This is a genomic window from Acinetobacter sp. ANC_7635 (assembly GCF_056779945.1).
Genome location: NZ_JBWYIS010000012.1, coordinates 61,285 through 83,177, shown reverse-complemented (window position 1 = coordinate 83,177; position 21,893 = coordinate 61,285). Strand labels below are relative to the sequence as shown.

Below are 21,893 nucleotides of genomic sequence, written 5' to 3'. Positions count from 1 at the left end.
TATACGACCAGTTACCTTCTGGATCTACAGTCGCATCACCTGTTGCTACAGGGTTGCCATCTTTGTCTAAGATTTCAACTTTTACTGTTGCGCCTGGTTCAGTCTTACCATTAATTTCAGGAGTTGTATCACTAGTATCTTCTAGAGGATCGATTGTAATTTCCGGATCGATTGTATCAACTTCAACCGTAGTTTTAGCAGGTTGACTTACATTTCCTACCGCATCACGAGCTGAAGCCTCGACACTATATGTACCATCTGGTAACGCTTTAGATGGCTTATATGTCCAGCTACCATCGGCTGCAACATTCACAACTGCAGATTGAACAACCTTGCCAGCCGCATCCTTGATTTCAACACGTACTTGTGTTGCACCATCTTCAGTTTTACCTTTAAAGGTAGGCGCATCAATGTTAGTAAGTGGTAACTCTTCAATCGTTACTTTAGGTGGAGTAATATCCACAGTAAAGCTTGAAGTAGCGACTTTACTATTACCAGCCGCGTCATATGCTGTTGCTTCTAGTTTATAGTCACCTTCAGCTAATGTTACAGGTGATTTAAACTGCCATTTACCGTTGGTCACTGTAGCAGGACCTTCTGCGATAATCTTACCTGAACTATCGCGAATCACTACTTTTACGCTCTCACTATCTTTAGTGGTTCCCGTAAATGTAGGAGTTTGATTTTTAGTTGTAGTCACTGGATTATTCTCCGATTCCGAAAGAGTATTTGCGATTGCAGCGATTGCAAAAGTTGATTGATTCGTTGCTGTATCCCAACCCTCAGGTTCAGGATCAGTAGGGATTGGATCGATGTCTATGTCTGGAGGAGTTAAGTCAACATTGAATTCTTGTTTTTCTTCTTCACCTTTATTTCCTGATTTATCAATAGGCGTTACGATAACTTCGTATTTACCTTCATCCAGGTTTTTCTCAGGTGTATATTCCCATTTACCATCTTTATCAACAGGAACAGTTTCTTTATCAACCACGTTCCCATCTTTATCTTTAATTTCTATTTCAACATTAGATTCTGGCTCACCTTCACCTGATAATTTAGGTGTTTCTGAGTTTGTTTCACCCTTATTTCCAATTTCATCAATAGTGATGTCTGATGGTGGGACAGTATCAAGCGTGATTGTCTTAATCGGTGATTTATCACTTTCTTGACCACTTACAGTTTGTGTGACAGAAAGCTCATAGATACCATCTTTTAAATCTTGATCAGGTGTAAAACTCCAATCACCATTAGACAATGCAACCGTCTCACCAATTAGTTCATCGCCATTATAGATTTTGATGATTGCACCAGGTTGAGCTCCAGAACCTTTGATTTCTGGACGAGCATCATTTGTTACACCACCATCAGCAACTTCACCGATATGCTCTGGTACATCATCAATGACGATTGGTGCATTTAATAATGCATTTGGCTTTGGCTGAGGGTTAGGCGTAGGATTAGAGTCAGAACCATTATCTGCGACTGCCGCAATTGCACCAGCTGCACCAGCACCAATTAACCAAGGGAGAATACCACCGATAAAATCATCGGAATAAAGAAGAGGTTCGATTTCTTCGATTGGGTAATACAGAATTGTTTCTGCAATTGAGCCATCTTCATTGGTAAATTTAACCCAATAAAGTTGACCACTTTCATCTTGGAATACGAGGCTGTTATCAGCAAATGAAGGATTGAAATAGTTTTCAATCACAATCACTTCACCATTACGCAAATTGATTAGAGCATTATTATTATCACGAGTGATTGAAGCTACATCATCTTTAGATACTTGAACGACAACTACAGAGTTTTCGTTAAGCCCCACTTGACTAGAGTTGACATTCTCTAATACCTGATGACTCTCTTTAGATATTACGGAGATATTAGCCATGGTAAATTCTCACTTATAAATTTTATTTTTATCGATCTTTCTACATCTAAGATACAAAAAAGATAGACACTATTATCTATAAGTGAGATTTATATCACATTTTTAAGATTTAATGCGAATAGATTTTGCGTCTTTTATCAGCTTTTTGTAACCGCCTATCCACAATCAAAATATATCTTTTATTTACAAACACTTATGACATAAGAATTAATATTTTTACTTACTTTTAGGATATTTCAGGTCACCAAATTTCAAAGGCTTACTTTTCATAATTTCTGCTATATTTAGCTTAACTACATACGGTAACTTGCTCACCTAACATTTTAATGTTAGTAAACTAGTATACTTTTCATTTTATATTGAAAATTAATACTTACTTTTTAGTAAGTTAAGAAATAAAATTTGCTTTAAATATGATGTAATTTTCACATTTTAATTTTATATTTCATCGATAAAATTCTGCGTAACTGAATAAAATATTTAAACAATATCACTGTTATCTTCTGCATTGATCATGCTTAATTCATAAAAAAAAGAGCAAGCACTATCATGCTTGCCTCAATTAAATATAATTTTTTTAGAAATTTTCTGGATTTTCTAACTTCTTCACCTCTTCAGCTTTAGCGGGATGATGGACGATTGCCACACCATCATCAGAAGTCCGATCTAATATCACTTCAGGATTATAAATCGTAATAATCTCATTACCTTTACTATCTTCACCAACAATATATTTAAATCCTTTACGATTAAGCTTATTACATAATCGCTGATATATTCCCTTTAAGCCCTCTTTTTCCTCATTAGGGTTGTAATAGAAAGCATTCATGACTGCTGGCAAACCTAAACCACATACTACGCCCGATAATAAAACAACAATAAAAGTATAACCAATCAAGATACTACTGTATTGCCTTAACTCTGGGACATTAGCAACCGCAAGAATTAGAGCCAATGAAATCCCTCCTCTTACTCCCCCCCATGATAAAATTGCTAGGCTACCGTTATAGCTTTTCTTACGAAACGATGGGAAGAATGCAAAAGCCAGAAAGTTCGCAGCAAAACGTGAAATATGTAAAATTACAAATGCGATAATACCGCCAAGTATCATGCTGGCATTAAGATCAAGAATAAACAGCTCTAAACCAATTAAAGTAAATAAAAAAGAATTAATGATACCTTCAACTGTATGCCAAAAGTGATTTACTTCTTGGATTTCACGATTTTGTAAAATTTCTTTCCATTTATTACCAACAATAAGTCCACCAATCACACATGCGATTGGTGCTGATGCATGAGCAAATAAAGCAACCAAATATGAACCACAAGCCAGTAAAGCTGTCGTTAGGATTAATGATTCCATTTCATGCTTCCCGCGAAGCAATCGTAAAATCCCCCAACCAAATACCAAACCAATAATTACAGCTACCACAATTTCATAAAGGAGTGTTTGTAGTGTCAGCAACAGACTAAAATGCTCGCCTTCAAGAACATTCAACAATGTCATAAATACAGCGATACACATTGCATCATTGAACAGTGATTCACCCTCCAATTTCACCATTAAATGATGTGGTGCACGTACAGAACTGAGTACCCCTTTGATTCCGATTGGATCTGTAGCACCTAAAGCAGAACCGAGTAATAAAAGTACGAGTATTGGTACAGGGTTACCAATCAAATATTGAAATCCAAATAATAATCCACCAAACAATGCTGCACACAAAACCAAAGCAATAGTGGCAAGAATACTAATTGGCTTCCAATACACTTTTAGATCAGACACTTTAAATTTCAATGCCGACGATGTAAGAATGAAGCAAATAACACCATTTACGAGAAAATCATAAAAATCAATATGACGAACTGCTTCTTCAATATTTGCCAAATTAATAGTGATAAAACGATTATCCCCTAATAAATTGGCAGCCCATTGCAGAATAAAGACAAAAATTGCTGAAACAATTGGCACCCCTATCGCTTGGGGAAAACCTAGAATTCGTTTATTGAATATGGTTGTGGCAATTGAGAGGGCAAAAACCACTGTAAATACTTGGAGAAAAAAAAAGTTGCCCATTTTGCACTCTATGATATGTTTTATTTAAATGAGATCATTTAAATTTTAAATGAAAAAACTATAGCCATTTATTTATTTTATATAAAGAATGTTTACTCGCAATCCCTTTTTTTTAAAGATGTGTAGCCTTCCTAATAAATTATTCTATTAGCAGGCTACATGTTTTAACTTTGCAGAAAAACAATCGATTCTGCTTGGTAGATTTAGATTGAGGTATTGAATGTATCACATTGGTTCACATCACCTGTTTTCATGCCACGATCGAACCAATACATTCTTTGTTGGCTTGTACCATGGGTAAAGCTATCAGGAACCACATGTCCTCTCGCCTTTTTTTGCAGATAATCATCTCCGATCTTATGCGCAGCATCCATTGCCTCTTCAACATCACCTTGCTCCAAGAATTGAGTTCGTTGATGTGTATCTTTTGCCCACACACCAGCTAGACAATCAGCTTGCAATTCCAAACGGACTGATAATTGGTTCCCTTGAGCTTCAGTAGCTCGTTGTCTAGCTTGTTGGACTTGAGTTGAAATACCTAAAAGATTTTGAATATGATGTCCGACTTCATGCGCAATCACATAAGCTTGTGCAAAGTCACCAGCAGCATTTTGTGTAGATAATTCTGATTGATTGCGTTCACCCGAAATACCCATTTGCTGGCGCATATCTTTAAAAAAATCAGTATCAATATAGATTTTTTTGTCTGCAGGACAATAAAATGGCCCCATCGCGGACTGCGCTGTACCACAGCCTGAATTAACTACGCCACTAAACATGACAAGTTTCGGAGCTTGATATTGCATTCCCTGTTTTTGAAAAACGGTGGTCCATGTATCTTCCGTATCAGCAAGTACTGTACCAACAAATGCCGCTGTTTCTTGTTGCTCGGGTGTTGGGTTTTCAATCCCTATCGCTTGTTGCTGATTATTAGAAGTCACTTGTTTAGTTGCCTGATAGGCTTGTTGTGGATCAACCCCAAAAAATTTCCAAGCAACAAATGCAACAACTAAACCGAGAATACTAATTCCACCAGCTTTAGCCCCACCACCTCCACGGCGATCTTCTAAATTACTACTTACTCTCCGGCCTTTCCAACGCATAATCTCAGCCCTTTTAAATCATATAACTTCTTATAATACGTTATTTCATCAAACTCTAAACTTTTCTAGCGTTCCATAGTTTTTGTATTCCTGAAACAACGACCAAAACAATAAGTCCTGCAATAAAACCTATGACAAAGTTTAAGAGCGTCGGGGTTAAAGCACCGATGATACTGCCTACATTTGGAATATATTCAATATAATCGACGGAATCTTCAGTAAAATGATGAAATAATGGGATGGTATGATTAATAATACCACCACCAACCAAGAACATCGCGATTGTTCCGACAATGGTTAGTGTCTTCATAAGTTTAGGCGCAAAAGCAAGTAAGCCCTGACCAATTCTCTGTTTCAATGTAGACGTTTGTTTGACGAGATAAAATCCCAAATCATCAATTTTAACAATCATAGCAACTAAACCATAAACACCAATCGTCATTAAAATTGCGATGACTGACAAGACTGCAACCTTTATTCCAAAAGTAGCTGCTGCAACTGTACCCAATGAAATCACGATAATTTCAGCAGATAAAATAAAGTCTGTTCGTATCGCGCCTTTGATTTTATCTTTCTCAAAAGTTGCTAGATCTACATTTAAGTTTTCGAGTTCTTTTTCGGCCTGTTCAGATGTTTTAGCTTTTTTATGGTGTAATGAGTGAATTACTTTTTCTACACCTTCATAACATAAAAATAATCCACCTAACATCAATAAAGGATTTATAAGCCAAGGTGCAATCACACTAATTAATAATGCTAATGGAACCAAAATTAATTTATTAACAAATGAGCCTTTTGCAACAGACCAAACGACAGGCAATTCACGGTCGGCTTTCACACCACTAACTTGTTGAGCATTGAGTGCCAAGTCATCACCCAATACACCGGCCGTTTTTTTTGCAGCCATTTTACTCATCAGCGCAACATCATCAAGAATGGTGGCTATATCATCTAATAGCACTAATAAACTATTTGCCATTATTGTTATCCTTCTTTGTTTTTTGGAATTTTATTCTTCTATTTCAATTTATTCTGTATCAACATTATTAATACGATCTCAAATAAGGCGTTTTTAATTCGATTCTTTCGATGCTTTATGCTGACATAAAAAAAAATAATGCCGTACAATATTGCGAAATTTTAAAAATTCAGCCCTAGTGTTGATGACTTTGGTATAGAAAATGAGTAATCAAGATAATCGCCCTGTTATTTTGACAGGTGACCGTCCAACTGGACAACTTCATTTAGGCCACTTTGTCGGTTCTTTACGTTCACGAGTAGGTTTGCAAGATTCCCATCACCAACATCTATTATTGGCTGATGCACAAGCTTTTACAGACAATGCTGATAACTTCGAAAAAGTTAGACGTAATATTATTGAAGTTGCAACTGACTATCTCGCTGTTGGGATCGACCCGACAAAAACAACAATTTGCGTTCAATCAAGCTTGCCAGCTTTGAATGAGCTGACCATGCTTTATTTAAACTTTGTCACAGTTTCAAGACTAGAACGAAATCCTACGATTAAGTCTGAAATACAAATGCGTGGGTTCGAGCGTGACATCCCAGCTGGATTCTTATGCTATCCAGTTGCTCAAGCAGCTGATATCACTGCTTTTAAAGCATCGATTGTGCCCGTAGGTGAAGACCAAATTCCAATGATTGAACAAACAAATGAAATTGTTCGTCGTTTAAATCGTCAGATTGGGCAAGAGCTTTTGCCTGAATGTAAAGCTTTGCTATCGAATGTTGGTCGATTACCAGGATTTGATGGTAAAGCTAAAATGTCTAAATCATTGGGCAATACAATTGTTTTAGATGCTTCTGATAAAGACATTAAAAAAGCTGTAAATGCTATGTATACAGATCCTAACCATCTTCGTATTGAAGATCCAGGTCAGGTGGAAGGTAATGTTGTATTTACTTATTTAGATGCTTTTGATCCAAATCCAGAAGAAGTAGCAGAGCTTAAAGATCACTATCGTCGTGGTGGGTTAGGTGATGGTACAGTCAAAAAACGCCTTGAAGGTGTTTTAAAAGAGTTGATCACGCCTATTCGTGAACGTCGTATGGAGCTTGCTAAGGATCCTGATTATATTATGGATATCTTAAAAACTGGTACAGACAAGTGTCGTGATATTACGCAAGCAACATTGGATGAAGTCAAAGCTGGATTAGGTGTTTTTAAATTTTAATCCCTAAAAAATAAGCACACTTAAAGCCGCATCACATTGCGGCTTTTTTTATGGCTATTTATTAACCTAATTAAAATTAACCTTCAATTAAACTTATTAACGTAATCTTACACGTTTTAACCCGACTACCAATGAGTTGCTAAATGAAATTGAATATCATTTAATTACTGTTATGAATACCCCCAAAATTCATAACATTTCTCCTTAACCGAAACTGTGTAAGCAGATTCGTTGTTCTGCGCAGTGATCACCCCAATCACTGCGTATTTTTTATGTTGAATCCATTCAAAATGAAATCAATATTATATAATTGATAATTAGGTCACTTTATTTTATTATTTTGATTAAAATTTGATAAAAATTCTAATATCTATAAGAGACTACCCATGTGGGACATGTTTATAAATCCGTCGAACCTATTCTTCAGTATTAGTATCTGCTTGATGTTTTTTATAGGCATTCTTGAAGTCTTTCTATTAATAACAGGTCTCAGTAGTCAAGGATTTTTAGAGCAATTTCTACCTAGTTCATTAGATTCTTCTCCTGAAATGATCGTTGACCATCAATCTAGTATTTGGATGCAATTTTTAGATTGGCTTTATCTTGGACGTATTCCTGTATTAATTTGGCTGATCATCTTTCTCACGACCTTTTCAATTGTTGGCTTCTTAGCCCAATCTATCATCCATCATGTATTTGGATCATTTTTAACAGTCTGGCTCATTACTCCACTGGTACTTGTGGTCTGTATGCCATTCGTACGGCTATTCTCAAGATGGATAGCAAAAATCATCCCTAAAGATGAAACCACAGCAATTCATAGCGACGATTTAATTGGACTTCGAGCAGAAATCATTTTAGGCACTGCTCGACTGCACTATCCTGCGCAAGCAAAACTCAAAGATCGCTTTGGTCAAACACATTACATTTTGGTCGAACCTGAAGCTGACGAAATATTCGTACAAGGTCAGCAAGTCTTACTTACACAACGTAGTCTCAAAGGCTTTCAAGCAATTTCACAATAAATCAACTTAGAGAAAAAAATGTTTAGTTCAAGTTTTTATCAAATTATTATAATTGCAGGACTTATTCTCATTGCGCTGGTTGTCATCGGAACCATTATTGCAAGACTATATAAACGCTCAAGCAAGGAAGTTTCATTTGTCAGAACTGGTTTTGGTGGGGAAAAAGTTATATTAGGAGGCGGTGCAATTGTACTTCCTGTTTTACATGAAGTCATTCCTGTTAATATGAATACCCTTCGTTTAGAAGTTAAACGTGCAGCTGATCAAGCCTTGATTACGCGTGACCGAATGCGTGTAGATGTGATGGCTGAGTTCTATGTTCGTGTTAAGCCAACAGCTGAATCCATTGCTACCGCAGCACAAACTTTGGGTCAAAAAACCATGTCACCAAATGAATTAAAAGATTTGGTTGAAGGTAAATTTGTAGATTCCCTGCGTGCAGTAGCAGCAGAAATGGCTATGGAAGAGTTACATGAAAAACGTGTCGACTTCGTACAGAAAGTTCAACAAGTTGTTTCAGAAGATCTGTTCAAAAATGGTTTAGAACTCGAAACTGTATCTTTAACAGGACTTGATCAGACCAGCTTTAAATTTTTTAACCCACAAAATGCATTTGATGCAGAAGGTTTGACAAAATTAACAGAAACTATTGAAGATCGTCGAAAAAAACGTAACGATATTGAACAAGATGCTGACTTAGCCATTAAAGCAAAAAATTTAGAAGCTGAACAAGCACGCCTTCAAATCCTGCGTGAAGAAGAATACGCAAAGATGCAACAAGAGCGTGAAATTTCGATTCGAAAAGCTGAACAACTTGCTGAAATTGCAACACAAGAAGCTGCCAAAAAGCGTGAGGCAGAAGAAGCCCAAATCGCTGCAGAACGTGAAATTGAATTAAAACGTATTTCAGCTGCACGTGATGTCGAAAATCAAAATATTCAAAAAGCACAAATTATTGAACAAGCGCAAGTAGAACAAAAGAAAACCATTGAACTTGCGGAACAAGATCGCGCAATCGCGATTGCCGAGAAATCTCGTGCTGAATCCGAAGCCAAAGCACTTGCTGACCAAGCTCGTGCGCAAGCAGTGAAAGCCGAGGAAGAAGTTGTGACTGTTCGTGAAACACAGCGAGCTGAGCGAATTAAAGCGGTTGAACTTGTTGCTGCAAAACAGGCTGCAGAAACTGATGCTATTTCAATTACTGTGGCTGCCGAGGCATCAAAACAAGCTGCTGTAGATGAGGCTGAAGCTGTTCGTACTGCGGCTGAAGCAGAAGCTGAAAAAGTCCGCTTGAAAGCTAAAGGTGAAGCTGATGCTAAAATTCTTTTGGCTCAAGCTTTAGAAAAACAATACCAAGTCGATGCTGAAGGGACACGCGCAGTCAATGAAGCAAATAATATTTTGTCAAGTGAACAAGTTGAGATGCAAATTCGTTTGGCACTTTTGAAGTATTTGCCTGAAATCATCCGTGAAAGTGTTAAACCAATGGAAAATATTGATGATATCAAGATATTACAAGTGAATGGTCTGGGTGGCATTACTGGCGCCACGACTTCAGCTGATCAAGCAGATCAATCACAATCTGTTGCACTTTCAGACCAAGTGGTGAATAGCGCACTCAGATATCGTTCACAAGCCCCTCTTATTGACAGCTTAATGAGTGAACTCGGTATTCAGGGTGGAGACATCAACGGTCTTACACAAAACCTAAAACCTAAAACCAATTAATGATAAAAGCCCTGATTTTCAGGGCTTTTATTCGCTTTACTGCTAGCTATTGCTTTTCTTATTATTTTTAAGATAACAAATATTATTTTAAGATTGATCAGTTTTCCCTACCCGACGATCTCATGCATTTTTCTTTTACTCCTGCTTCAGCAATTGATGCAGTCACCTTATGACGTTATGTATCTTTATTCTAGGCGCAATTTTTGCTGGATTTATTCAAGGTCTCACAGGTTTTGCCTTCGCTCTTATTGCGATGTCTTTTTGGGTATGGATTCTACCGCCTCAGATCACCGCCCCCTTGGTCGTTTGTGCATCACTATGGTGTCATATCATTTCAATGTATAAAGAACCAAGAACCTTTATAAAGCCCTCTATCGTTTGGGTCTATATTATCGCTGGCTTAATTGGGGTACCTTTGGGTACTTTTTTGCTTCATTATATCAATGCAGACACGTTCAAATTACTACTTGGGATATTTTTATTAATTTGGTGTCCACTCATGTTCTTTAATCCGCAACTACATTGCTTAAAAGATACCGAACTCAGGATGGACGGCTTGATTGGTTTTTTGGGTGGAATTTTAGGTGGGCTCGGTGGATTCTGTGGTGCAATTCCCTCAGCTTGGGTGATGCTAAAACAACTTCCTAAACATGAGCAACGCAACATTCTTCGACATTTTAATTTCGCCATTCAACTGTTTACTTTGCTCATCTATTTATTTAACCAGACCATTAACGTGAATCACTTGTCTTATTTGTGGATTTTGATCTTTGCAGTTAGCCTACCTACGATCATTGGTGCAAAAATTTTTTATCAAATATCTGAGCAAAAATTTAAATCGATTGTCTTAACTTTATTGTTTTTTTCAGGCTTTATTTTAACCCTAAACGCAATTTTCTTGTATTAAAAAAGGCAGATTGTTCTGCCTTCTCCATATATTAACTGTTGTGTGAATATCGTTGGTCAACACTAAATTTTTCGGGGAATTTAGCTGAAATCTTTGAATAAAATTCCATAATTTCTGCCATATCCACTTCTATATCTCCAGTAGGATAAATAATTTTACCTACACCGCATTTTTTTTGCCTGTAATCCATATATGCTAAAGCGATTGGGACATTCGCTGTAATTGCTACATGGTAAAAACCCGTTTTCCATTTTTCTTGTTTTGACCTTGTTCCCTCTGGCGTCACCAACATGACCAATTTTGGATGATCTTTAAAAAGATCTGCCATTAATTGTACCATGCTTGGTCTTTCCTCTCCCTCTTTCTTCGGTCGGCGATTAATTCCGATCCCTCCCATAGCCCGGACAAAAGGACCAAATGGAAACTTCATATAGCTGTCTTTAATTGTAATTCTGACATTTACACCTAAAGCTTTGAGCGCTAATCGCGCGTATAAAGCATCCCAGTTACTGGTGTGTGGTGCAGCAATCATGACACATTGGTCTAAATCTAAGGGCCAATGGTTATCAATTTCCCAACCTAATGCATTTAAACTCTGTTCAGCAAATTTTTCAAACATATAAATATACAAATGTAAATTTTCGGGATTGTAACAGCTTTGGCATTACTTTTATTCAAAATATGTATTAGGTTTTACTACCGCTGTTTTTCTATCTATACATCAATTAAATTGGCTCATGTATTTAGTTAAATAATTTCATTAACAATAAAAAAACCCTGCTTACGCAGGGTTTTTTTGAATCAGTTCAGTGCTTATGCAGAGAATTGGTTCATTGTATTTTTCGCATCGTCACCCGCTTTAAGCGCGTTGTCGCCAGCGAAGATTTCTTTATGGTCATCACCGATGTCTGAACCAGCCATTGCTTGATGTTTAACACAAGCGATACCACCACGGATTTCTTTACGTTGTACACCAGCAACATAAGCCAACATACCTTCAGAACCGAAGTAACCTTCTGCAAGCTCATGTGTAGAAAGCGCAGCAGTGTGGTAAGTCGGAAGTGTAATCAAGTGATGGAATACACCTGCTTCACGAGAAGCATCAGCTTGGAACGTACGGATCTTCGCATCAGCATCAGCAGCTAATTCAGTATTGTCATACTCAGCGCTCATTAACTTAGCACGGTCGTAAGCAGATACGTCTTTACCTTCAGCAACCCAACGGTCGTAAGCTTGTTGACGGAAGTTTAACGTCCAGTTGAATGATGGTGAGTTGTTATAAACAAGTTTTGCATTTGGCACAACTTCACGTACACGGTTCACCATGTGAGCGATTTCTTCAACGTTTGGCGTTGCAGTTTCGATCCAAAGAAGGTCAGCACCGTTCTGTAAACTTGTTACACAGTCAAGTACAACACGGTCAATTTGAGTACCTTCACGGAATTGATATAGACCAGAAGCTAAACGCTTAGGACGGTGTAATTTACCATCACGTTTGATTAGGATTTCGTCTTCTTGCGCTTCTGAAATATCAATTTCAGTAGTGTCTAAGTAGCTGATGTATTGAGAAGCGATATCGCCTGGCTCTTTAACCACTGGGATTTTTTGAGTCAAGTCAGCGCCTTCAGAGTCAGTACGTGCAACGATGATACCATCGTCAAGACCCATTTCTAAGAATGCATAGCGAAGTGCATGGATTTTCGCAATGAAGTCTTCGTGTGGAACAGTTACTTTACCTGCTTGGTGACCACATTGTTTCGCGTCAGAAACTTGGTTTTCGATTTGAAGTGCACATGCACCCGCTTCGATCATTTTCTTCGCAAGTAAGTAAGTTGCTTCTTCGTTACCGAAACCAGCATCGATGTCGGCAATAATTGGCACAACGTGAGTTTGGAAGTTGTCGATTTGTGAAGTGATTTCAGCAGCTTTAGCAGTATCACCCGCTTCTTGCGCTTTTTTAAGTGCACGGAATAAGTCGTTTAATTCTTTTGCGTCTGCTTGACGTAAGAATGTGTAGATTTCTTCGATCAATGCAGGAACTGAAGTTTTTTCGTGCATAGATTGGTCAGGAAGTGGACCAAACTCAGAACGAAGTGCAGCAACCATCCAACCAGAAAGGTAGATGTAACGGCGTTCAGTAGTGCCGAAGTATTTTTTGTTCGCAATCATTTTTTGTTGTGCGATGAAACCATGCCAGCAACCCAGAGATTGAGTATATTTGCTAGAATCAGCATCATAAGCAGCCATATCACGACGCATAATCGCAGCTGTGTATTTCGCAATATCTAAACCAGTTTTGAAACGGTTTTGAAGTTGCATACGTGCAGCATCTTCAGGACTGATGTCTGCCCAAGTGTTGCCGAATTTTGCTTTTAATTCGCGGATTGCATCAATCGCTGTTTGGTATGTAGTCATGATATTTTACCCTGTATATAATTTTAGGATTTATCAATCGAAGGACTAAATCTACTCGGTATTAATTGTTCAGATTTAGAGCGCTTCGTTGCTATGGACTTAGCTTAGATTGACTCTAGAAATTAATCCAATATTTTCGTTTAATTCTCAGTATTTATTTAAAAAATATGTAGATTAAAGTCGTAACATAAATGAAATACCATTCTATAAATCATTGATTTTAATAAAATTTATAAAATAAGTATTTGTACACTTTTAACACAATTTGAGTGATTCTTATTCATTAGACTTAAGTATCAAGCTCACAATTACGTTTAATTTTTCTTCAAACATCTTTAGATTTTAATCTTCAATTGACTTTTCTGACAGAGCCTCGTTATTAAACTGTTAGTTTTAAATGAATATTTTTTAAACTGTGAACCATATTGATGGAATTACCAATAAAGCATTTAAATTGAGATAAACCTAAAAACAATTTAGAACATAGCATAGTAATTTCAAAAACAACTAAAGCCCTATTTCTTAAATAAATGTATAGGGTCTGTCTTATGACAAAAAAAACGTAAATTTGATGAATATATGTTAAATTCTGCTGAAAAAATCAGCATAAAAACACACAAACCTAAGCGCTTATGGCATAATTCCCCACGATTTCAAAAATTTATTTTCGGTATTTTTTTTATGAATCTTGAGCGGGTTGATCTCAATCTCTTAATTTACTTAGATGTTCTTTTGCGAGAGAAGAATGTTACACGTGCAGCAGAACAATTGGGTGTTACTCAGCCTGCAATGAGTAATATTTTACGTCGTCTTCGTAACTTATTTAATGATCCGCTTTTAATTCGCTCTTCTGAAGGAATGACTCCTACAGAAAGGGCTTTAGAACTACAGCCTCGTATTCGTGATGCTCTTTCTGATCTATCTATGATCTTAGAACCACGAACAGAATTTAGACCTTATACGTCAAATCGTGTTTTCCGCATCATGACTTCAGATTATGCTGAAGCTACACTTGTGCCTCGCTTAGTTAAGGCTCTGCGTTCAGAAGCACCAAATGTTGTTTTAGATTTTCTAACACCGAGTGATGTATCTTATCGTGATATGGAACAAGGTAAAGTTGATCTTGCCATCAACCGTTTCAACGAAATTCCACAAAGTTTTCATCAGGTTCTGGTGTGGCGTGACAGCTTTTCATGCTTACTGAATAATAAGCATCCTGCCGTCAATAATTTGAATCTTAAAAGTTATCTAGATGCGCAACATATCTGGGTTTCTAAAACTGGAATGGGGGTAGGATTTGGTGTTAACCCAGAAAAACAAGCTGGTTTAGGTTGGATTGATCAAGCTTTAGAACGTATTGGTCAAAAACGCAAAATTTCGGTATTTACACGTCATTATCAAATGCCAGGTTTATTAGCGTCTAATGTCGATCTCATTGCGACATTACCGACGAAAATCGCTCGCCTACAAGCTAAAAGTCAAAACTTGATGCTCAAAGACCCTCCATTTTACATTCCTGAATTTGAACTCAAAATGGCGTGGTGCCCTCTATTACATCATCATCCTGCTCATCGTTGGTTACGTCAGTTGATTTTATATGTAGCTCGTCAAATGACTGAGGAAGAAAATCGTGAATTTCTTTCAAATAACAATACCCACTTCTCACAATTTTGATTGAGTAGAGCTGATTTAAATCAATACTTTAAAATTTTTTACTCAATAACTATGATATTGAGGTAGTGTAAAAATTCACTACCTCTATGTTTTTTGTGATAAAACTTTCCTCATAAATAATTTAAAAACAAAGGTGTTCGTGTGAGCCTCTTTCAGAATTTCGTGATCATTATGATTTTGATTGCTGGAGCTGGATTCTTATCATTAAGTGAAATCGCACTTGCAGGATCACGTAAAGTGAAACTGAAAATTTTGGCTGAGTCTGGTGATGATCGTGCACAAAAGGTGCTTACGCTTCAAGAGAATTCAGCTGATTTCTTTGCTGCCTCTCAAATCGGCTTAAATGCTATTGCAATTTTGGGGGGGATTTTAGGTGAAGCTGCATTTAGACCTTATTTTGTGATTTTGGTCGATCGTTTCTATGATGGTCCTTGGTCACAATCAATTGGTTTTGCATTATCATTTACTTTAGTGACATCACTGTTTATTTTATTTGCTGATCTTATGCCTAAACGATTGGCAATGATTGCACCTGAAAAAATCGCTGTCTCTTTAATTAATCCTATTCAGGTATTCATTACTGTTTGTCGTCCATTAGCTTGGTTTATTAATGCAATTGCCAACCTCTTATTCCGTTTATTCAAAGTAAATACTACTCGTGATGATAATATTACTTTTGATGATATTTCCGCGGTAATGGATGCAGGGGCACAAGCAGGTGTCTTACAAAAACAAGAACATCACTTTATTGAAAATGTATTTGAACTTGAAGAACGAAATGTTCCTTCGAGCATGACTACACGTGAAAACGTAGTTTTCTTTACCATCAATGAATCAGAAGAAAGTATTCGTCAAAAACTGGCTGAATTTCCCTATTCAAAATATTTAGTCTGCAATGAAAATATTGATCAAGTGATTGGCTATGTTGATGCTAAAGATATCTTGATTCGTATTTTAAATAATCAAAAATTTAATCAGTTGAATGAATCCACTATCCGTAATGTATTAACGATTCCAGATACACTTACACTGTCAGAATTACTTGATCGCTTCAGATCTAGTAAAGAAAAGTTTGCCGTAGTCATCAATGAATATGCCTTGGTGGTTGGTGTTATTACCCTATCTGATATTATGATTACCGTGATGGGTGACTGGGTTACGCCAACGGATGAAGATCTTCAAATTATCAAGCGGGATGATCATTCTTGGCTTATTGAAGGCAGTACACCTATTGAAGATGTCAAGCATGCATTAGAAATTGATGAAATGCCTGATGATGAAAACTATGAAACTTTAGCTGGGTTTATGATGTTTAAACTTCGTAAGATTCCACGTCCTGCTGATAGTGTAGTATTTAATGGTTATAAATTTGAGGTGGTCGATGTTGACCATTTTAAAATTGACCAACTACTCGTGACCAGATTACTTGATGAAAAAGCAGAATTAGAATCAACTGTTGAATAAGACACTATCCACCACTCAGGTGGATTTTTTATTCAGTTTATCTAATTAAACTTGAGATTTTTCGCCTTCAAAAATTATTAAAATTAGAATTTATACTCAATTTTTATTACAACTATCACACTTAAAAATCATTTTTAATGTCTCCAATCACAAAATATAAATCTTAAACTTATGAATTTTAACTACTATTTTTTATAAAAATTATGGTTATTTTAATATTTTCTAAACAATATTTAGTTTAATCATAAATTTCTCTAAGATGGTCGGCGTTTTCGAAGATAACAAATACTGTAATAGAAACAATATTGATTAAAACGCTAATCTAAGGATAGATCCATGTTGACCTTGCTTGGTTTGGGCATGATTTTGTGCTTTATGTACCTCATTATGTCTAGACGTATGACTCCCCTCGTCGCACTCACGCTTATTCCCGTTCTTTTTGCGCTAATTGCATATGGATTAGGTTTTTTTGTAGATAGTTTGAACCATATTCAACTTAATGAACTTGGTGAAATGATGTTAGATGGTGTTAAAAAGTTAGCACCTACCGGCGTCATGTTGCTATTTGCTATCTTGTATTTTGCCATCATGATTGATACGGGTTTATTCGATCCATCAGTGAAATTTATTCTCAGATTGGTAAAAGGTGATCCCCTCAAAGTAGTATTAGGTACGATTACCTTAACATTGATCGTGTCTTTAGATGGTGATGGCTCTACCACTTATATGATTTGTGTTGCTGCCATGTTACCGCTTTACAAGCGATTAGGCATGAGCCCTTTAATTATGGCCTGTCTCATGATGTTAGCCAGTGGAATCATGAATTTAACGCCATGGGGTGGACCTACTGCACGTGCGGCAAGTGCACTCCATGTAGATCCTAGCGATGTGTTTGTTCCTATGATTTTACCGATGCTGTTCGCCATTGCTTGGTTGTACTTTTTAGGAACCATGTATGGCCGAATGGAGCGAAAAAGATTAGGCATCATGGAATTGGATATTAGCCATGGCGACAATATTCAAATTTCATCAAACCCAGAGGCAAATCGAGCGCATTTGAGATGGTTTAATGGATTATTAACTCTTGCACTGATGGCCAGCCTAGTCATGGGTATTTTGCCTATGCCTATTTTATTTATGATTGCATTGTGTATTGCTTTAGTCGTGAACTATCGTGATATTGATATGCAAAAAAGCTTAGTCGCTCATCATGCTGGTAGTGCTTTAAATGTCGTTGGTATTATTTTTGCCGCTGGTATTTTTACAGGTTTACTCACTGGCACGGGTATGGTCGATGCCATGTCAAAAGAGTTAGTAGCGATTATTCCAGATAGTATGGGTCCATATTTGGCACCAATCACAGCCGTTTTAAGCATGCCTTTAACGTTCTTTATGTCAAATGATGCTTTTTACTATGGTGTTCTGCCCATCTTATCTGAAGCTGCAGCACATTATGGCATCTCTCCTGTGGAAATGGCTCGTGCATCGATTGTTGGTCAACCCGTTCATCTGCTCTCACCCTTAGTTCCATCTACCTTTTTACTCTGCGGGCTTGCTGGGATTGAGTTTGGTCAACACCAAAAATTTACCATTAAATGGGCGATTATTACGTGCTTAGTGATGCTTGCAAGTGGATTAATATTTGGGATGTTCCCATTCTATTCTGCTATTTAATCGTATCTCGAGTTTCGGAGTGATTTTTTGATCACTCCAATCTCTTATTTATAAAGACTTATTGAGCTTGGGTCTCATTCCAAATATTCAAGTTCCCCATGTTAGATAGAAGTTGATACCTCACCACTAAAAACTCTGTCAACAAGGTGGAATAATTCATTTTTGCTTCACTCAACACATTCTGAGCATTAAGCACTTCGAGTAAATTTCCTACACCCGCTTTATAACGTCCTTGGGCGACTTCATAGGCTTCTGAAGCACTTTGATTCAATATCGTTAGCGCCTTAATATTGTCATGGATTGCATTTAGCTCATTATAGCTTTTCCAGATTTCAGCATTAATTTCAAGCTTCAATCTTTCTTGCTCTAATTGCTTTAATTTTAAGTTTTCTTGAGCAACGACAATTTGATTTTTTCGATTATAACCATCAAACAATGGGAAATTGACTTGCACACCTGCTTGTAGAGATTGGCGATCACTTCCATAACTGTCACTCGTTTGTTTTTGATGATCATAAATGCCGTTAAAACTTACAGATGGATATCTAGACCGCTGTATTTCCTTAATTTTATTTTCAGCTGCGAGTGAATCATACTGTGCAGCTTTAAACTTTGGATGCATTTTTTCAGCATCCTGAATGAGGATTTCAATCGGTTTAAGATCTAGCTCTTTTGGAATTTTTAATTGATTATTAATTTTGAAATTTTGGTATGCAGGCACACCCATTAATGATGCTAAAAGTCCTTTTGCTATTTTTAAATCACCTAAAAATTTAGTTTGATCTGACTTTGCTTTCGCCAAATTTGCGGACATTTGTAATGCATCTGATTTGATGCCAACACCCGCACGATATCGAGCATTTGCAATTTCATAGTTTTTTTCTGCAAGTACAACCAACTCATTAATATTATTTAACTTTAACTCAGCCTGAATAATTTGATAATAAGTCGAAATCGTTTTGATGATCATATTTTGCAAAGCAACATCATGCTGTGCCAAAGACATCGCTAATAATTTTTCGGCTTCTTCTGCTTGATAAAATCGACTACCAAAATCATAAAGTAGCCAATTGGCTCTTATTCCAAGTCCGTAACGGCGTAGGTCAGTGTCATAACTCAAAACAGGACGATCTTTTACTTGATTATCATCACGTGACCAATCGTAATTCAAGGTGCTATTCACTTGAGGATAATAATTTGCTTTGGAGATTTTAAGCTGAGCAGCTTGAATACGCGTTTGTACCCAAGCACTTTTAGTCTCAGGATTACGACAAACTGCACGTTCAATGGCATCAATCAGTTCTATTTGCTGTTCATTCTTGAGATTATTTTGAGATAAACAATGTTGAGGTTGACTTAACATTTTCTGATTTTGAAGATCAAGTGACACACTTTGATTGAGTTGTTGTTCTATTTGCTTACGTTTTGTCTCATTCTCACGGGCTTTACGCTGAGCCGTGAGCTCATCAAACCATAAAGTCTCGCGCTGTTTTTTTAGATTTGGAGTCAGTTTTGACAACCAACTCTCTGCATAAGCCAACGAACTATGTCCGAATAGAGACCCTGCAACAACAATGAAAGCGATGTATGTAATTTTCATTTAGGTTGCAAATCCTTGGTCAACATATCACGGACAATCACGCCATCTTGTAAAGCGATAATCCGCTCAGCAGATGAAATCGTTTCTGGACGATGTGCAATAATCAATTTGGTAATATTCAAATGCTTGAGATTTGCATTGACCTCTTGTTCTTTTAATACGTCTAAACTACTGGTCGCCTCATCCATAAATAAAATCTTTGGTTTTTTATAGATAGCACGAGCCAATAAAATTCTTTGTTTTTGTCCTCCTGACAACATATTACCAATATCCCCCACTAAGGTTTGATATCCCATTGGCATACGGCTAATGTCATCATGAATTGCAGCATAGGCTGCACATTGTTGTACCCATTGCATATCTGGATTTGAATCAAAAAAGCAAATGTTTTCTGCGATTGAACCAGCAAATAGAATGTCATCTTGTAACACTGTCGCGACTTGATCTCGCACAGCGTTTAATCCTAATTGTTCAAAGTCACGCCCCATGATTTTGACTTCACCTTCATTCTGTTTAAATACGCCTAACAGAACATGTAGCAGTGTGGTCTTACCGCAACCTGTTGCCCCGACAATGGCGACAGATTGATTTTGGGGAATCTTAAAACTAATCCCCTTGAGTACATAAGGATCATTTTCTGAATATTTAAAGTGCAGATTTTCGACTTCAATTGCATTCTCAACCTGATCTACATTTGTGATTTCAGCATCACCGTATAATTTTTCTTGTTCTGTTAACACAATATCGGATAAACGCTCTACATCAATTTGAAGCATTTTAACTTCGATAAACTTATCGATTAGTCCTGCAACCCGACTATCAAATTGGCCTTTATACGCCATAAATGCCATCAGCACACCAACTGTAAAATTACCCTCCAATACCAATGTGGCACCTAACCAAATAATTAGAATGTTCTGAATCCCAAATAAGACTCCATTCGCCAATGAGAATCCTAAACCTAACTTTTGGGTCGTTAATCCAGCATTGACTTGATTGACCATAAGGTTTAACCAAGTCGAACGGCGAACATCTTGTCGCTGGAACAGTTTTATGGTTTTAGCTCCACGCACAGTTTCCATAAAATGGCTGCTTTGCTTCGCTGCATGAATAATTTGCGCTTCAGTCGCTCGCTTCAAAGGTGCATACCAAATCCATCGGATTAAGGCGTATAAGCCCATGGTAAAAATTGCAATCCAAGCTAACTTCGGACTGTATACAAACATTAAAATCAACGTAAATACTGTCATTAATCCATCAAGAATCGCAGCTAAGAACGTTGTGGTGAGCGTGGTTTGAATGTTACCAATTGATCCAAATCGCGAAACAATGTCACCGAGTGATCGTCTTTCAAAATAAGAGACAGGAACATTAATCATGTGATTAAAGACGTTGGCTTGCCACTGCACACTTAAATGTGTGCTCATATACATCATGATCCAAGAACGAAGTAGCCCGATAAACTGCTGAAGCAACATCAACATGCCAAACCCAATAGCCAGTATCGTTAAGAGATCCCGATCTGCAGATACGATCACATGGTCGATCACCCATTGCATAAAAAATGGGCTAATTAATGAAAAAACTTCTAAGGCTAAGGCCAAGATTAAAATTTGCCCGAGAGATTTCCATAAACCACGAACATGACCGATTAGACCTTTAAGCTGAATCTGATTTTTATCTTCTTTTTTTTCAAATTCAGTATCTGGCCAAAGCTCTAATGCAACACCCGTAAAATGTTCAGACACCTCATTGAGTGTCAGTACACGTTTACCAAATGCTGGATCTAAAATCGTGACTTTATTGGCACTGACTTCTTGCAATACCACAAAGTGGTTGAAATCCCAATGTAAAATACACGGGGTTTTAAGCTGATCCAAATCTTCTAAATCCAGCTTTAATGGGCGTGTAACCATTTTCAACTGATTACTAATTTTGATCAGCTGATTGAGATTTGAACCCTTTTGAGAAACTGAAAAACGACGTCTTAACGTTAATAAATCAGACTCATAGCCATAATAATGCGCAATCATCGCAATACAGGCTAATCCACATTCTGTCGCTTCCGTCTGTAAAATGGTTGGAATTTTCCGTCCAAATCCAAGAGAAATTTTGTCTAATATCTGCATGTTATTTCTTC

15 protein-coding genes are annotated in these 21,893 nt (G+C 37.1%); 7 read left to right on the top strand and 8 right to left on the bottom strand.

Annotation, left to right across the window (positions count from 1 at the left end; translation table 11 throughout):
* The 4 genes from AC1M89_RS12320 to AC1M89_RS12305 form a co-directional block, all read right to left on the bottom strand.
* A partial coding sequence (locus AC1M89_RS12320) for an Ig-like domain-containing protein (RefSeq protein WP_481614267.1) occupies window positions 1-1,891 on the bottom strand: 1,891 nt, incomplete at its 3' end.
* Between the two features lie 577 nt (window positions 1,892-2,468).
* Window positions 2,469-3,968, bottom strand: coding sequence for a cation:proton antiporter (locus AC1M89_RS12315; RefSeq protein WP_179998547.1), 1,500 nt, complete (start codon window positions 3,966-3,968; stop codon window positions 2,469-2,471).
* 203 nt (window positions 3,969-4,171) lie between these two features.
* Complete coding sequence (gene ypfJ, locus AC1M89_RS12310; RefSeq protein WP_481591661.1) at window positions 4,172-5,071, bottom strand: KPN_02809 family neutral zinc metallopeptidase; 900 nt, start codon at window positions 5,069-5,071, stop codon at window positions 4,172-4,174.
* Between the two features lie 55 nt (window positions 5,072-5,126).
* A complete protein-coding gene (locus AC1M89_RS12305) occupies window positions 5,127-6,050 on the bottom strand; it encodes a DUF808 domain-containing protein (RefSeq protein WP_481614266.1) in 924 nt (307 codons plus the stop codon).
* A 202-nt stretch (window positions 6,051-6,252) separates the two neighbouring features.
* Here AC1M89_RS12305 and trpS point away from each other — a divergent pair, with 202 nt between their 5' ends.
* The 4 genes from trpS to AC1M89_RS12285 all read left to right on the top strand — a co-directional run bounded on the left by trpS (window position 6,253) and on the right by AC1M89_RS12285 (window position 10,926).
* Complete coding sequence (gene trpS, locus AC1M89_RS12300) at window positions 6,253-7,266, top strand: tryptophan--tRNA ligase (protein ID WP_092767023.1); 1,014 nt, start codon at window positions 6,253-6,255, stop codon at window positions 7,264-7,266.
* 386 nt (window positions 7,267-7,652) lie between these two features.
* Window positions 7,653-8,291 carry a YqiJ family protein gene (locus AC1M89_RS12295; RefSeq protein ID WP_481614265.1) on the top strand — a complete coding sequence of 213 codons (639 nt, stop codon included), beginning with the start codon at window positions 7,653-7,655 and terminating at the stop codon, window positions 8,289-8,291.
* Between the two features lie 18 nt (window positions 8,292-8,309).
* On the top strand, window positions 8,310-10,019 hold the full coding sequence (locus AC1M89_RS12290; protein WP_092767021.1) for a flotillin family protein: 1,710 nt from the start codon (window positions 8,310-8,312) through the stop codon (window positions 10,017-10,019).
* 169 nt (window positions 10,020-10,188) lie between these two features.
* Entirely contained in the window at window positions 10,189-10,926 is a 738-nt protein-coding gene (locus AC1M89_RS12285; RefSeq protein WP_481609034.1) for a sulfite exporter TauE/SafE family protein, read from the top strand.
* Between the two features lie 31 nt (window positions 10,927-10,957).
* Here the strand turns inward: AC1M89_RS12285 and AC1M89_RS12280 are convergent, their stop codons facing one another.
* Both AC1M89_RS12280 and AC1M89_RS12275 read right to left on the bottom strand, forming a co-directional pair.
* Window positions 10,958-11,545, bottom strand: coding sequence for a 1-acyl-sn-glycerol-3-phosphate acyltransferase (locus AC1M89_RS12280; RefSeq protein ID WP_481609033.1), 588 nt, complete (start codon window positions 11,543-11,545; stop codon window positions 10,958-10,960).
* A 194-nt stretch (window positions 11,546-11,739) separates the two neighbouring features.
* A complete protein-coding gene (locus tag AC1M89_RS12275) occupies window positions 11,740-13,341 on the bottom strand; it encodes an isocitrate lyase (protein WP_035267987.1) in 1,602 nt (533 codons plus the stop codon).
* Between the two features lie 681 nt (window positions 13,342-14,022).
* Between AC1M89_RS12275 and AC1M89_RS12270 the strand changes: the two genes are divergently transcribed.
* The 3 genes from AC1M89_RS12270 to AC1M89_RS12260 all read left to right on the top strand — a co-directional run bounded on the left by AC1M89_RS12270 (window position 14,023) and on the right by AC1M89_RS12260 (window position 18,153).
* Window positions 14,023-15,015 carry a LysR family transcriptional regulator gene (locus AC1M89_RS12270; protein WP_035268043.1) on the top strand — a complete coding sequence of 331 codons (993 nt, stop codon included), beginning with the start codon at window positions 14,023-14,025 and terminating at the stop codon, window positions 15,013-15,015.
* Window positions 15,016-15,156: 141 nt separating this feature from the next.
* On the top strand, window positions 15,157-16,479 hold the full coding sequence (gene paeA, locus AC1M89_RS12265; protein WP_035267989.1) for a polyamine export protein PaeA: 1,323 nt from the start codon (window positions 15,157-15,159) through the stop codon (window positions 16,477-16,479).
* 336 nt (window positions 16,480-16,815) lie between these two features.
* A complete protein-coding gene (locus AC1M89_RS12260) occupies window positions 16,816-18,153 on the top strand; it encodes a CitMHS family transporter (protein WP_035267991.1) in 1,338 nt (445 codons plus the stop codon).
* A 58-nt stretch (window positions 18,154-18,211) separates the two neighbouring features.
* Here the strand turns inward: AC1M89_RS12260 and AC1M89_RS12255 are convergent, their stop codons facing one another.
* Together AC1M89_RS12255 and AC1M89_RS12250 are read right to left on the bottom strand one after the other, a co-directional pair.
* Complete coding sequence (locus tag AC1M89_RS12255; RefSeq protein WP_481609032.1) at window positions 18,212-19,753, bottom strand: TolC family protein; 1,542 nt, start codon at window positions 19,751-19,753, stop codon at window positions 18,212-18,214.
* Complete coding sequence (locus tag AC1M89_RS12250) at window positions 19,750-21,882, bottom strand: peptidase domain-containing ABC transporter (RefSeq protein ID WP_481607706.1); 2,133 nt, start codon at window positions 21,880-21,882, stop codon at window positions 19,750-19,752. Before AC1M89_RS12250 ends, AC1M89_RS12255 begins: the two co-directional genes overlap by 4 nt.
* Between the last annotated feature and the right edge of the window lie 11 nt (window positions 21,883-21,893).